Raw genomic sequence first — 13,656 nt, 5'->3', positions numbered from 1 at the left:
GCGCCATCCTGAGGACATCGGGCAGCCAGGTCAATTCAGGTTCTGCCGAGCCTTGGCGCGCATCTTGTCGGCCATGACGGTCATTTCGTCGTACAGCGCTTGTGGGTTCTTCTGCTTGAGGGCCCACGCCATGCGTCCCTGTTCATGGGGCAGGATCATGAACTGACCCTGGGCGACCTGCTGATAGATGTAGTCGGCAATGTCGGCGGCGCTGATCGGCGAGCTTTCCAGCAATTTGCCCACCTGGGCCTTCATGGCCGGGGTCGGACCGCGGAAGGAATCCAGCAGATTGGTCTGGAAGAACGACGGGCACACCACGTGTACGCCGACCTCCTGCTGCGCCAGTTCAACCAACAGGCTTTCCGACAACGCCACCACACCGGCCTTGGCCACGTTGTAGTTGCTCATGGCGGGCCCCTGCATCAGGGCGGCCATGGAAGCAATGTTGATAATCTTGCCGCGGCTTTTTTCCAGCAGTGGCAGGAACGCCTTGCAGCCCTTGACCACGCCCATCAGGTTGATCGCGATCTGCCAGTCCCAATCCTCCAGGGAGAGTTCGCTGAAGAACCCGCCCGAGGCGACGCCGGCATTGTTGACGATGATATCGATGCCGCCGAGCTTCTCTTCACAAGCCTGGGCGAACGCCGTCAATTGGCTGTAGTCGCGCACATCGCAGCGCTGGATGAAGCCGTCGCCACCGGCCGCGCGCACGAGTTTGAGGGTTTCCACAAGGCCTGGTTCGCTGACATCCGATAAAGCCAGGCGCCAGCCTTCGCGGGCCCAGCGCAGCGCGATTTCGCGACCCAGGCCGGAGCCGGCACCAGTGATCATCATGCGATTTTGCATAGCAAACAGCCTTGTTCCGGGAGAGATAGGCCGAGTGTAGCGAAGGCGCCTGCCGGACCCACGCTCCATCAGATTGCTGAATGGCGAGGGCAAACCGTAGGAACTGGTAGGAGCCCATAAAAACTTTGAATTTTTTACCAGACGTAACGGTCGGACTTAATAAGCCGCCCGGATTTAACACATGCGTGCTGGTAGTTGGAAGTTGCAACACTCCAAAACTGACCAATAAGGAAATCTACAATGGGCACAATACTTATCATCATCCTGATCCTCCTGCTGATCGGTGGTCTTCCGGTCTTCCCGCACTCCAGAAGTTGGGGTTACGGTCCGTCCGGTATCATTGGTGTAGTGTTGGTGGTGCTGTTGGTCCTGCTATTACTGGGCAAGATATAAACCGCTAAGTAAGCGCAAAAAAAAGAGGCCTTTGCAGGCCTCTTTTTTATGCTCGCCGTTTATCAGTCCGGCTTGCCGTCAACGACGCCTGCGGTGTTATCCAACAGGCTCTTGGTCGCGGTTTGCAGGAACGATTCGAGCTTGAGTTTCATCTCGGCAGTGTCCGGTGCGTCCGGGATGATTTGCGCGTGAGGGTTCGCGCCCAGTTCATAGCGGTACATTTTCGGCGGCATTTCCTTCTCCTTTGGCAGGACCAGGATCTTGTCGTCGCGAATGATCGCCGTCGTCTGTTCACTGCCCGACGGCTTGATCACGCCAAAACCGGTGTCGCCTTCCGGCAGGTTCAACAGGTCACGGCCCCAGCACTGGTTCCGAACCTGCCCGCCGAGACGGCCCATGATGGTCGGCACGATGTCGACCTGAGTTCCCACGGTATGGCTACGCTGGCCGAATTTTTCCTGGACGCCCGGGCCGATCAACAGCATCGGCACGTTGAAACGGCCCAGGTCCATTTCGGTGATCTGGCGTTCGTTGCCAAAGCCATGGTCGCCCACCACCACGAACAGGGTTTCCTTGAAGTAAGGCTCCTTGCGGGCTTTCTCGAAGAACTGGCCCAGCGCCCAGTCGGCGTAGCGCATGGCCGTCAAGTGTTCGTTCAGGCTGCCACGGTCGGTGACCGGCTCGACCGGCAACGGCGTTGGCAACGCATAAGGCGTGTGGTTGGACAGGGTTTGCAGCAAGGCATAGAACGGCTTGCCATTTTCCCGGGCCTTGAGCTCGATCAGGCCACGGTCGAACATGTCTTGGTCGGACACACCCCAGGTGGGGTCGGAAAACACCGGGTTCACGAAGTCGTTACGCCCGATGAAGTTGGTCATGCCCTGGCTGCTGAAGAACCCCGACTGGTTGTCCCAGGCGAAATCGCCGTTGTAGACATACACGTCGTCGTAGTCACGGGCGCTGAGCAGTTGCGGCAAGCCCGACAGCTTGTGGCTGCCCTCCGGTGTCTGCATCAGGTATTCGAAACCCGGCAGGTTCGGGAAGCACGCCATGGTGGCGAACATGCCTTGGTGGGTGTGGGTGCCGTTGGAGAAGAAACGGTCGAACAGCAGGCCTTCCTTGGACAGTTTGTCCAGGTAAGGCGTGATGTTGCCCGGCGCGCCCAGGGCGCCCACCGAGTGACCGGCCATGCTTTCCATGAGGATCACGACCACGTTCTTGATCGGCAGGGTCTTGTCCGCCGGCGGCGTGTAGTCACGGCGCACGGCGGCGGTCTCGGTGTCCACGAGCTTGTCGTCAGGCATCACCAGCATGTCACGCACGGTCTGCTGTGCCAGCGGCTGCTCAAGGGTGGCTTTCCAGATGTTGTCACGGTCTTCGGACATCCGGCTCTTGGCCGCCGCCACTAGCGACAACGTGCCATTGAGTCCCAACTGGTTGGCGAAGTTCGAATCGGTGGTGTAGACATCCCCCCAACGCAGCGGCGGACCTTGGCGCAGGGTGCCGCGCGCAGCGACCACGGCCACCAGCAGGCAAACCATGAACACCGCGACACGCCCATACCACGGGGCGATCTGCCGGGTGCCGATAGTACCGCCACTGAACGGTCCACGGGGACGGGTGGCGCGGTCGGCGCCCTTGAACGCCAGGGCGAGGATGACGGTGCCGCCGACCCAGGCCAGCAGGTAGCGCACCACCGGGAAACCATACCAGAGCATGCTCATCACGGTTTTCGGGTCTTCCTTCACATATTGGAAGACCAGACCGTTGAGGCGTTGGTGGAATTCACGGTAGAAGTCCATCTCCATCAAGCCGAGGAACAGCGCGATGCTGGAGGTGACGGTCAGCCAGAAACGAAAAAACCCGCGGGCAGCCATGGCCCTTGCGCTGAACAACGCCAGCAGCAACGGGATGCAGAGGTAAACCACCAGGCGCAAGTCGAAGCGCAGGCCGTTGACGAACGCTTCAACGAAGGTCGAGGCCGGGGTGTCGAGAATCATCTCGCGGTTATAGACCAGCAGCGCCACGCGCAGCAGGCTTAGCATAACCATCATCACCAGGGCGCAAAGCAACGTGTAGGCCAGGTGCGATTTGACGGTCGGTTGCAGCAGGCGATGCGTGGTGCGCTGCTGACTCAGGGCGTCCGGGATTGCCATGTCGTTTAAGGACCCTATTGGAATTGGAGTGACAAAAGAGAAACTACGGCGCGCCCTCTGTTGGCCAAAGCCTGGCCCCGGGGCTTGCGCGAGTGCGCAAATGTTGCACGAACGGCTATGGCATTGCCATTAAATAACCGATGGCGATATGAGCGCGAGGGATTGTCCGCAAGATTTAGTGAAAATTTCGTTCAAAGAATATCCGGAAACACAAAAATCCCGGCTGGTAATGCGGTTGAGGCGAACACTAGGGTGGCGAGGGGATTTATCTGTGGGAGCAAAGCTTGCTCGCGAAACAGACGCCACAATTTCTGAAAGACCGCATCGCCTTTATCGCGAGCAAGCTTTGCTCCCACAGATGCCCATGGCCCCAGGAGCCCGATGCTTAGTGAAATTGCCGCCCAAGGCCCGCCGGCACGCCTTCGATGGTGGTGTCTTCCCAGGGGCCATTCGGGCTGACGGAACGGCTCCAACCGTTGTTCCAGCGGTAATAGGTACGCTGGCGATAGAACGTATTGGTCTGGTTGTCCAGCACATAGACCCCCAGCTTGGCGTCCCAATGGCTGTTGCCACCCGGTGGCGGGGCGAAGCTGGCGGAAGTGCGCGGCAACGGCTTGGCCGGTTTGTTCGGGATGGCCGGCTTGCCTGGAGGCGTGGACGGGGCCGGTTTGGTGGTTGGGGTCGACGGTGGAATCGGTGGCAGCGGTGCCGAGGGCTCAGACGGACGCTGGACCGCACAAGCGCTCAGGCCCATGACGAGCGTGAGCAGGGTGATACGAGCGATGGCGGTCATGGTGCGAATTCCTGTTATTTGTCCGGGCTGTCGATGGTCAATTGTTGTGGCGCCGTGGTGCTGCTGGCCAGGGGCTGGCTGCGGCCGATCCACTCACCCGCGGTCGGCTGACCGGCCCGGGAGATGCGCGCCATCAGTTGGACTTCGGGGAAGTTCGACAGTTTCAACTGCGGCATCATGGCATCCGCGTCGCCCAATTCCACCGTGACCGGCAGGTCGGCCACCGTCAGGCGTTTGGCGGCCAGCGGTGCCGGTGGGCCGGAAACGGCACGGGCGAAGATGAACACGCTGTCGCCCGGCTGCACCTTGGCCTTGAGTGCCGGTGCCAGATCGACGCGGACCGTGAGCAATGCCCCGGTCTTGGCCACCGGGGCCTGGGCGACTTTGCCACCGCTGGCTTGCAGCTTCTCGGTGGCACGGGCAATGCCGCCCTGCAGCGCCTCGCGGGATTTGTCGCCTTCCGGCAGTTGCGCGAGCAGACGCCCCCAGTAGTCGATCGCATCCTGATAACGCTCGCCTTCAAACGCGGCGATGCCCAATAGGCCGAGGCTGGTAACCTCCTTCGGATCGAGCTTGAGCGCTTCGTCGGTCAAGGCCTGGACCTTATCCGACCATTTCTTGCCATCGGCGAAATACTGCGCCTGGGCCCACTGGCCCAACAGTTCCGGTTGACGACCGGCGACGGCCACGGTGCGCTCGAAGAGCTTCGCCGCGTCCGCCGGACGATCCTGAGCCATGTAGGTACGCCCGAGGAAATACAGGCCCTCGGCATTATCCGGCTGCGCCGCCACCGCGCGTTCCAGGCGCAGGGTCATCTCTTCCATCGACTGCGGCGCCTGGGCGAACTCGCGGGTCAGCTCGACCTTGTCGCTGGCACCGAAATGCAGGTACAGCGCCAGGCCCAACACCGGCACCAGCACGGCGGCAAGCAACGGCAATGGCTTGCCTAGCCGGGATTCGCGCGGCGCGTCGGCGCCCTCGGTGTCGGCGAGCAGTTCACGGGCGGCTTCGGCGCGACCGGTATCCAGTTGCGCGGCGTTGAGCACGCCCTCCTCCCGTTCAGCCTGCAATTCGGCCACGCGCTCCTGATACAGCGCCACGTTGAGTGCGGTGCGATCCTCCTCCAGTTGGGCGCGACGACCACGCAGCACAGGGATCAACAGAAAACTCAGGGCAACCAGAAGAAGCAGACCTGCGGCGAGCCAGAAATCAATCATGCTTGGTTTTATCCAACAGTTGGTCGAGGCGCTGGCGCTCTTCGACGGAAAGCGTGTCCGGGGCGGCTGTACGCTGGACCCGGCGGCGGCGCACGATCACCGCGATGACGACGAAACCGCCGAGCAACAGCCCGGCGGGGCCGAACCAGAGCAGCGCGGTCTTGGAGGACAGGGCGGGGTTGTAGCGCACGAACTCACCGTAGCGATCGACCATGAAGTCGATGATCTGCTGGTTGTCCTTGCCCTCGCCGAGCATGCGAAAGATTTCCTTGCGCAGGTCGGCGGCAATCGGGGCGTTGGAGTCGGCGATGTCCTGGTTCTGGCACTTGGGGCAGCGCAATTCCTTGGTCAATTCGCGAAACCGCTCGCGCTCGCCATCGTTGGCGAATTCGTAGGTGTCGATGGCAGCGTGAGCCACACCGACCAGGCTCAAACCGAGGATAGCGGCGGCTAACCAGCGCTTCATGGCTTGGCCTCGTCCACCAGGGCCTGGTACTTGGCGGCCAGTTTCTCGCGCCAGACCTGTTCGTCGATCACGCCGACGAACTTGTCGCGGATCACGCCCTTGGCGTCGATGAAGAAGGTTTCCGGTGCGCCATAGACACCCAGGTTCAGGCCCAGGGAGCCGTCTTCATCACGAATGTCCAATTGATACGGGTTGTGGAATTCGGCGAGCCACTTCAAGGCGTCGGCATTGACGTCCTTGTAATTGACGCCGTAGATCACCACACCATTCTGGGCCAGCTTGTTCAGCACCGGGTGTTCGACCCGGCAGGAAATGCACCAGGTGCCCCACACGTTGACCAGCGCCGGTTTGCCCAGCAGGTCGGTGCGAGTCAGGGTCTTGTCACCTTGCACCGAGGGCAGGGAAAACTCCGGGAACGGCTTGCCGATCATTGCCGAGGGCAATTCGCTCGGGTTCAGGTACAACCCCCGGTACAAAAACACCGCCATCAACAGGAACAGCGCCAGCGGCAACACCATCAACCAACGTTTCATGCAGTGGCTCCCGTCGCGCCCAGGGCTTCATGCACCCGGGCTTTCACCTTGACTCGATAGCGCCGATCCAGCGCCGCCAGCACCCCACCCAGGCCGGTGAGCAAGCCACCGAACCAGATCCAGCGCACGAACGGCTTGACGTGGACCCGCACCGCCCATGCGCCGTCGCCCAGGGATTCGCCCAGGGCCACGTAGAGGTCGCGGGTGAAACCGGCATCGATCCCAGCCTCGGTCATGACCGAGTTCTGCACGGTGTAGAGGCGTTTTTCCGGATGCAGCACAGTGACTTCCTGACCGTCGCGAATGACCCGCACGGTGCCTTTGTCGGACGTGAAGTTCGGTCCCTCGAAATGCTTGGCGCCCTCGAACACGAACTGGTAGCCTCCCAGGTCCATGGATTCGCCCGGCGCCAGGCGCAGGTCGCGCTCGGCACTGTTCTGGCTGGACAGCACCACGCCCAGGGCGCAGACGGCGATGCCCAGGTGGGCGATCTGCATGCCCCAGTAACTGCGGGTCAGGGTTAGCAGGCCCTTGATCAGGCCTTTGTGGCGGGTCTTGTCGAAGATATCCCGGACACCGGCCAGCAACACCCAGGCCGCCAGCACGAACGTCGCCAGCACCGCCCAGTTGAAGTCGCCATAGGCCACGCCGGCCACCACGGCCAGGGCGGCCGTGCCCAGCAGCACCGGGGTCAACATGCCCAGCAGCCACTTGACCGGCGTGTCCTTCCAGCGCACCAGCACACCGATGGCCATCACCACCATCAGGATCGCCATCAGCGGAATGAACAACGCGTTGAAATACGGCGGGCCGACCGACAGCTTCGCGCCGGACAGCGCATCGAGCACCAGCGGGTACAACGTCCCCAGCAGGATCATCGACGCGGCCACCACCAGCACCAGGTTGTTGCCCAGTAACAGGGTTTCCCGTGACCAGAGGTTGAAGCCCACCTGGCTCTTGACCACCGGCGCACGCAGGGCGAACAACGTCAGCGAACCACCGACGACGAACAACAGGAACATCAGGATGAACACGCCACGCTCAGGGTCCGAGGCGAAGGCATGCACCGACGTCAGCACGCCGGAACGCACCAGGAACGTTCCCAGCAGGCTCAGGGAGAACGCCGCGATGGCCAGCAGCACGGTCCAGCTTTTGAATACACCGCGCTTTTCCGTGACAGCCAGGGAGTGAATCAGCGCCGTGCCCACCAGCCAGGGCATGAACGAGGCGTTTTCCACCGGGTCCCAGAACCACCAGCCGCCCCAACCGAGTTCGTAGTAGGCCCACCACGAACCGAGGGTGATGCCGATACCGAGGAAGGCCCAGGCGACGATGGTCCACGGGCGCGACCAGCGTGCCCACGCGGCATCGAGGCGACCACCAAGCAACGCGGCGATGGCGAAGGAGAAGGCCACGGAGAAACCGACGTAGCCCATGTAGAGCATCGGTGGGTGAACGATCAGGCCGATGTCCTGCAACAATGGGTTGAGGTCGCGGCCATCCATCGGCATCTGCGGCAGGATGCGTTTGAACGGGTTGGACGTGACGATCAGGAACAACAGGAAACCGGTGCTGATCATGCCCATCACCGCCAGCACCCGAGCCAGCATCACTTGGGGCAACTGCCGGGAAAACACCGAGACCGCGAAAGTCCAGCCGGCGAGGATCAACGCCCAAAGCAACAGCGAACCTTCGTGGGCGCCCCACACGGCGCTGAACTTGTAGTACCAGGGCAAAGCGCTGTTGGAGTTGCTGGCGACGTACTCCACGGAAAAATCGTCGGCCATGAACGCATAGGTCAGGCAACCGAAGGCGAACAGCATGAAGGCGAACTGCCCCCACGCCGCGGGCTGGGCCAGGCTCATCCACAAGCGGTCGCCACGCCAGGCGCCGAGCAACGGCACCACGGCCTGTACCAGGGAGAAACACAGGGCCAGGATCATCGCCAGGTGGCCCAACTCGGGAATAAAGATGCCAGCAGTCATCGATCAGCCCTCCTTCACGGGAGCGGGCGCCGACTGGCCGCTGTCTTTCAAGGCCTTGGTCACTTCCGGCGGCATGTATTTTTCATCGTGCTTGGCCAGCACTTCGTCGGCCACCACCACGCCATCGGCGTTGAGCTTGCCCAGGGCGACGATGCCCTGCCCTTCGCGGAACAGGTCCGGGAGGATGCCGCGATAGGTGATGGTCACGGTCTTGTTGAAGTCGGTGACATTGAATGTCACGTCCAGTGAATCCCCGGAGCGCACCAGCGAGCCTTTCTCCACCATGCCGCCAGCGCGGATGCGGGTGTCCTTGGGCGCTTCGCCACTGGCGATCTGGGTCGGGGTGTAGAACAGGTTGATGTTCTGCTGCAAGGCGCTCAGGGCAAGGCCGACCGCGGCACCGACACCCACCAGGATCGCCAGAATGATGACAAGACGTTTTTTGCGCAGCGGATTCACTGACCGTTCTCCCGGCGCAGACGACGCGCCTCTTGTTGCAGATACCGCTTGCGGGCCAGGATCGGCACCGCCACGTTGAGGGCCAGCACCACCAGGCAAATACCATAGGCCGACCAGACATACAGGCCATGATGACCCATGGCGAGGAAATCGCCGAATGAAGCGAAACTCATCGAGCGGCCTCCAGGCTGTTCTGTACTTCGGCCTTCACCCAACTGGCCCGGGATTCGCGCTTGAGCACTTCCAGGCGCATGCGCAGCAACAGCACCGCGCCGAAGAAACAGTAGAAGCCCAGCACCGTCAGCAACAGCGGCAGCCACATTTCGACGGGCATCGCCGGCTTTTCGGTGAGGGTGAACGTCGCGCCCTGGTGCAGGGTGTTCCACCACTCCACCGAGTACTTGATGATCGGGATGTTGATCACGCCGACAATCGCCAGCACCGCGCAGGCCTTGGCGGCATTGTCACGATTGCTGATGGCGTTGCCCAGCGCAATAAGACCGAAGTACAGGAACAGCAGGATCAGCATGGACGTCAGTCGGGCATCCCAGACCCACCAGGAACCCCAGGTCGGCTTGCCCCAGATGGCCCCGGTGACCAGCGCCACGGCCGTCATCCAGGCGCCGATGGGCGCGGCGCATTGCAGGGCCACGTCGGCCAGCTTCATCTTCCACACCAGCCCGACCACGCCACACACGGCCAGCATCACGTAGATGGACTGGGCCAGCATCGCGGTGGGAACGTGGATGTAGATGATGCGGAAGCTGTTGCCCTGCTGGTAATCCGGTGGGGCGAAGGCCAGGCCCCAGACGACGCCGGAGCCGATCAGCAGCAGAGCGAAGAGGCTCAACCAGGGCAGCATCTTGCCGCTGATGCCGTAGAACCACTTGGGTGAGCCGAGCTTATGAAACCAGGTCCAGTTCATTGCTGTTTCCATCACGGTTGCGGCTCGTCATCACGAGCAGCCAGGTCTGCCTTAACTTCCGCAGAAGTGGTCAATGCTTGACCAGGCCTCATTATTATTCGCCGACGCTGATCTTCAGGCCAGCGGCTATTGCAAAGGGTGTCAGGGTTATCGCCAGGGCGGTCAGGCTCCCAAGCCACAGCAGATAACCGGTCGCGGGCATGCCCTGCAGCGCCGCTTGCAAGGCACCACTGCCCAGGATCAGCACCGGGATATACAAGGGCAGGATCAGCAGCGCCAGCAACAGGCCACCGCGCTTCAACCCCACCGTCAACGCCGCGCCTACCGCACCGAGCAGGCTCAACACCGGCGTGCCCAGCAGCAGCGACACCAGCAGCACCGGCATGCACGCGGCGGGCAAACCCAGCATCATCGCCAACAGCGGCGAGAGCAGCACCAGCGCCAGCCCGGAAAAAACCCAGTGTGCCAGTACCTTGGCCAAAACCAGAAGGGCCAGGGGGTGCGACGAAAGGACCCACTGCTCCAGGGAACCGTCTTCGAAATCACTGCGGAAAAGCCCGTCCAGCGAGAGCAGGACCGATAAAAGCGCGGCCACCCAGACCAGTCCCGGAGACAAGGTTTGCAACAATTGAGTCTCCGGACCGACCGCCAGCGGGAACAGCGCGATGACGATCGCGAAGAACACCAACGGATTGGCCAATTCGGCCGGACGACGAAAAAGCAGGCGCGCCTCGCGGGCCAGTAACAGGCCAAACACACTCATACGGCCCAGTTCCCCAGATCGATGTTGCGATAGCCGGACGGCATCCGCGCCAGCGTGTGGTGGGTGGTCAACAGCACCATGCCGCCGTTTTCGCAATGCCGTGCCAGCTGTTCCTCGAGCTGCGCGACGCCCTGCTTGTCCAGGGCAGTGAATGGCTCGTCGAGGATCCACAGCGGTGGACCGTCCAGGTACAACCGGGCCAGGGCCACCCGGCGCTGCTGACCGGCGGACAGGGTGTGGCTCGGTACATCCTCGAAGCCGCGCAGCCCGACCGCCGCCAACGCCTGCCAGATCGCCTCGCGGCCGGCCGGCGTGTGCAGAGCGCAGAGCCAGCTGAGGTTTTCTTCGGGGGTCAGCAAGTCCTTGATGCCGGCGGCATGGCCGATCCAGAGCAGGTTACGGGCCAGCTCGCTGCGCTGGCTGTGCAAAGGCTGGCCATTGAGCAACACTTGGCCCGCGGTGGGCTGCATCAATCCGGCGAGCAGGCGCAACAGGCTGGTCTTGCCGCTACCGTTGGGGCCACTGATCTGCACCATATCGCCCGGCGAGAGTCTCAACTCGAGATTTTCGAAAAGCAGCCGCAAGTCTCGCTCACAGGCGAGGCCAACGGTTTGCAGGAGAGGACTGGTCAAGGGATCGCGGGCCTTATACGGTTCAAGTCGGCGGTGCAGCGGCCGTTAAAGAGGTGCAGCATAGATGCTTTGACGGCCTGTTCCACAGAGCTGCGTCAAACAATTGCAAGGTTTTCGCCACTCCCTGAAAGACGGGCGGCATTATACATGTGATGCCCTACTCTCAAGAGGGCTTATTTTCCCCAGGGTAAGACCGCAGATGACAGGCGACATCAACATCCTGCCGCTGCCCCAGGCCACGGCAACGACGCGTATGCCAGCGGTGACGGGCGAGCAGCTCAAATTGCTGGCACCGGCCGAAGGGCTGATCGGCCCCGGCCAGACCGCCCAGGCCGAAGTGCTGTCGCTCAAGCAGGCCGACCAGACTTTCCAGCTGTTGCTCAAGGTCACCCTGGAGAGCGGCCGCCAGACCACCGTGCAAGCCACCAGCACCCAGCCATTACCCCAGGGCACCAGCCTGGCCGTGACCCAACCGTCCCCCAGCAACCTGACGATTGCCGTGCAGCAGGCCGTTGCCTCCAGCGTCGCCACTTTGACGCGCATCGACACGGCGCAGATGCCGGTCGGCACGCTGCTGCAAGGCAAGGTGCTGACCAGCCAGGCATTGCCGTCATTGCCTGGGCAGCCGGCGGTCTATCGGTCATTGGTGAGCCTGCTCAACACCGCCCAGGCCGGCAGTACCCTGGACATCGACAGCCCCCGACCGCTGCGCATCGGCACGCTCTTGAGCGCCCAGGTGCAAGATGCCCAGACGCTGAAATTCGTCCCCCTGAGCAACCGCCAGGAGCAACTGGCGGTGAGCCAGCAACTGCTCACCCAAGTGAGCCGCCAGGGCTCGCTGGACAGCCTGATCACTGCCCTGCAAAACCTGCCGGTCACCGACGACACCAGCACCGAGCTGCGCGCCGCGGCGACTCGCTTGCTGGCTGGGCTGCCGGATGTCCAGCAACTGAGCACGCCCAAGGGCTTGGCCCAGGCCATGGTCGCCAGCGGGGTATTCCTGGAAAGCAAACTGCTCGCCGGCCAGCCACCGAGCCTGGCGCCGGACATGAAAGGCGACCTGCTGAAACTGATTGCCCAACTGACACCGGCCCTGCCCGCCTCCACCAACCTCAGCGCCATCATTGCCGCCAATACGCTGGCCCAGGTCCTGCCGAGTTTCGTGCGCAGCGCCCTGGGGATGCTCGGCCAGGTCAGCGCCAAGCCGCAACCCACCAGTTTTCCGCTGCCCTCGCGCCAGTTGAAAGACCAGGACGAAGACGGCGATCTGGAGCACCTGCTGCGTCTGGCCGCCGCTGCCGTGTCGCGCCTGCAAAGCCATCAGTTGTCGAGCCTGGAACAAACCGGCCTGACCGACGACGGTCGTTTGATGAGCACCTGGCAGCTGGAGATCCCGATGCGCAACCTGCAGGACATCGTGCCGTTGCAGGTCAAGTTCCAGCGCGAGGAAACCCCGCCCCGGGAACAGCCAGAGGAACGCCGGGAAGAACGCGAGCCGAAACAGCAGCTCTGGCGGGTCGAACTGGCATTCGACATGGAACCGCTCGGTCCGCTGCAGATACAAGCGCAGTTGCTCAGCGGCAGCCTGTCCAGCCAATTGTGGGCCGAACGGCCGTACACCGCGAGCCTGATCGAAAGCAATCTGACCGCACTGCGTGAGCGCCTGGTGACCTGTGGCCTGAACGTCGGCGACCTGGACTGCCACCTTGGCACGCCGCCCCAAGGTCCCAAGACTCGCCTGGAACAACGCTGGGTGGACGAAACCGCATGACAACCCACACCGAACCCCGCCAGGCCATCGCCCTTAAATACGACGGCCACCACGCCCCGACCCTCACCGCCAAGGGCGACGAAGCCCTGGCCGAGGAAATCCTGCGCATCGCCCGGGACAGTGAAGTACCGATCTATGAAAATGCCGAGCTGGTGAAGCTGCTGGCACGGATGGAATTGGGGGACAGCATCCCGGAAGAGCTGTACCGCACGATTGCCGAGATCATCGCGTTCGCCTGGAACCTCAAGGGCAAGTTCCCCCAAGGCCATGACCCGAATGCGCCGAGTGTCGAAAAGGACGTGACCGACCGCGGCGACGATTACTGATCACAGCCACAAGAGCGCCAGAAAAAGCCTGTGGGAGCGAGCTTGCTCGCGATGACGGGCTCACATCCAACATTGCTGTCGACGGTCACACCGCTATCGCGAGCAAGCTCGCTTGTATGGTAGGACTTGAAGGGGGGAGGAGGGACAAAGCTCGATTCTGACTGTTAGCCGCAGTACAGACCGTGGGAGATTTCACCCCTCCTCCTTTCACCCAAGCGCCGATAAAGAATGCATCTGGCCTAGACCGACGATAGGAACAAGCCTGCGCCTCTGGGTGAACCCTTCAAGTGTTCAAACCTTAGCCCGGAGGATTTTCAATGGCAATGCCGGTTTCTGTCGCAAAGCCGATCGTGGGTGTTGATGTCGCCAAAGATGAGTTGGTGATTTATCA

At 62.2% G+C, this 13,656-nt stretch carries 15 protein-coding genes; 3 read left to right on the top strand and 12 right to left on the bottom strand.

What is annotated here, in order from left to right; translation table 11 throughout:
- Nucleotides 1-30 precede the first annotated feature (30 nt).
- Nucleotides 31-846 (bottom strand): SDR family oxidoreductase, encoded by an 816-nt coding sequence (locus BM321_RS00075; RefSeq protein WP_092441143.1) that lies wholly within the window; start codon nt 844-846, stop codon nt 31-33.
- A gap of 240 nt (nt 847-1,086) precedes the next feature.
- Between BM321_RS00075 and BM321_RS00070 the strand changes: the two genes are divergently transcribed.
- Nucleotides 1,087-1,239 (top strand): DUF3309 family protein, encoded by a 153-nt coding sequence (locus tag BM321_RS00070; protein WP_003183939.1) that lies wholly within the window; start codon nt 1,087-1,089, stop codon nt 1,237-1,239.
- Nucleotides 1,240-1,301: 62 nt separating this feature from the next.
- Here BM321_RS00070 and BM321_RS00065 read toward each other — a convergent pair whose 3' ends face one another.
- The 11 genes from BM321_RS00065 to ccmA all read right to left on the bottom strand — a co-directional run bounded on the left by BM321_RS00065 (nt 1,302) and on the right by ccmA (nt 11,168).
- Nucleotides 1,302-3,395, bottom strand: coding sequence for an LTA synthase family protein (locus BM321_RS00065; protein WP_092441142.1), 2,094 nt, complete (start codon nt 3,393-3,395; stop codon nt 1,302-1,304).
- Nucleotides 3,396-3,780: 385 nt separating this feature from the next.
- Nucleotides 3,781-4,188 carry a hypothetical protein gene (locus tag BM321_RS00060; protein WP_060738618.1) on the bottom strand — a complete coding sequence of 136 codons (408 nt, stop codon included), beginning with the start codon at nt 4,186-4,188 and terminating at the stop codon, nt 3,781-3,783.
- A gap of 14 nt (nt 4,189-4,202) precedes the next feature.
- On the bottom strand, nt 4,203-5,405 hold the full coding sequence (gene ccmI, locus BM321_RS00055; RefSeq protein ID WP_092441141.1) for a c-type cytochrome biogenesis protein CcmI: 1,203 nt from the start codon (nt 5,403-5,405) through the stop codon (nt 4,203-4,205).
- Nucleotides 5,398-5,871 carry a cytochrome c-type biogenesis protein gene (locus BM321_RS00050; RefSeq protein WP_014337194.1) on the bottom strand — a complete coding sequence of 158 codons (474 nt, stop codon included), beginning with the start codon at nt 5,869-5,871 and terminating at the stop codon, nt 5,398-5,400. The genes ccmI and BM321_RS00050 overlap by 8 nt, the downstream gene beginning before the upstream one ends.
- Nucleotides 5,868-6,404 (bottom strand): DsbE family thiol:disulfide interchange protein, encoded by a 537-nt coding sequence (locus BM321_RS00045; RefSeq protein ID WP_092441140.1) that lies wholly within the window; start codon nt 6,402-6,404, stop codon nt 5,868-5,870. Before BM321_RS00045 ends, BM321_RS00050 begins: the two co-directional genes overlap by 4 nt.
- A complete protein-coding gene (locus BM321_RS00040; RefSeq protein WP_092441139.1) occupies nt 6,401-8,389 on the bottom strand; it encodes a heme lyase CcmF/NrfE family subunit in 1,989 nt (662 codons plus the stop codon). The genes BM321_RS00045 and BM321_RS00040 overlap by 4 nt, the downstream gene beginning before the upstream one ends.
- Before the next feature lie 3 nt (nt 8,390-8,392).
- Complete coding sequence (gene ccmE, locus BM321_RS00035; RefSeq protein WP_092197753.1) at nt 8,393-8,848, bottom strand: cytochrome c maturation protein CcmE; 456 nt, start codon at nt 8,846-8,848, stop codon at nt 8,393-8,395.
- The gene (gene ccmD / locus BM321_RS00030) at nt 8,845-9,021 is read right to left on the bottom strand and encodes a heme exporter protein CcmD (protein ID WP_003199159.1); all 177 of its coding nucleotides are present in this window, start codon (nt 9,019-9,021) and stop codon (nt 8,845-8,847) included. The genes ccmE and ccmD overlap by 4 nt, the downstream gene beginning before the upstream one ends.
- Nucleotides 9,018-9,773, bottom strand: a complete 756-nt coding sequence (locus BM321_RS00025) for a heme ABC transporter permease (RefSeq protein WP_092441138.1) — start codon at nt 9,771-9,773, stop codon at nt 9,018-9,020. Before BM321_RS00025 ends, ccmD begins: the two co-directional genes overlap by 4 nt.
- 94 nt (nt 9,774-9,867) lie before the next feature.
- Nucleotides 9,868-10,536, bottom strand: coding sequence for a heme exporter protein CcmB (gene ccmB / locus BM321_RS00020; RefSeq protein ID WP_003183957.1), 669 nt, complete (start codon nt 10,534-10,536; stop codon nt 9,868-9,870).
- A complete protein-coding gene (gene ccmA, locus BM321_RS00015; RefSeq protein ID WP_092441137.1) occupies nt 10,533-11,168 on the bottom strand; it encodes a cytochrome c biogenesis heme-transporting ATPase CcmA in 636 nt (211 codons plus the stop codon). Before ccmA ends, ccmB begins: the two co-directional genes overlap by 4 nt.
- A 199-nt stretch (nt 11,169-11,367) precedes the next feature.
- Here ccmA and BM321_RS00010 point away from each other — a divergent pair, with 199 nt between their 5' ends.
- Together BM321_RS00010 and BM321_RS00005 are read left to right on the top strand one after the other, a co-directional pair.
- Nucleotides 11,368-12,939, top strand: coding sequence for a flagellar hook-length control protein FliK (locus BM321_RS00010; RefSeq protein WP_092441135.1), 1,572 nt, complete (start codon nt 11,368-11,370; stop codon nt 12,937-12,939).
- Complete coding sequence (locus BM321_RS00005; RefSeq protein WP_060738627.1) at nt 12,936-13,265, top strand: EscU/YscU/HrcU family type III secretion system export apparatus switch protein; 330 nt, start codon at nt 12,936-12,938, stop codon at nt 13,263-13,265. The genes BM321_RS00010 and BM321_RS00005 overlap by 4 nt, the downstream gene beginning before the upstream one ends.
- The last annotated feature ends 391 nt before the right edge of the window (nt 13,266-13,656 follow it).

The organism is Pseudomonas sp. NFIX10, from assembly GCF_900111955.1.
GTDB classification, from domain to species: domain Bacteria; phylum Pseudomonadota; class Gammaproteobacteria; order Pseudomonadales; family Pseudomonadaceae; genus Aquipseudomonas; species Aquipseudomonas fluorescens_AA.
Note: the sequence above shows the minus strand (reverse complement) of the source record. Positions and strands in the feature narration are given on the sequence as shown.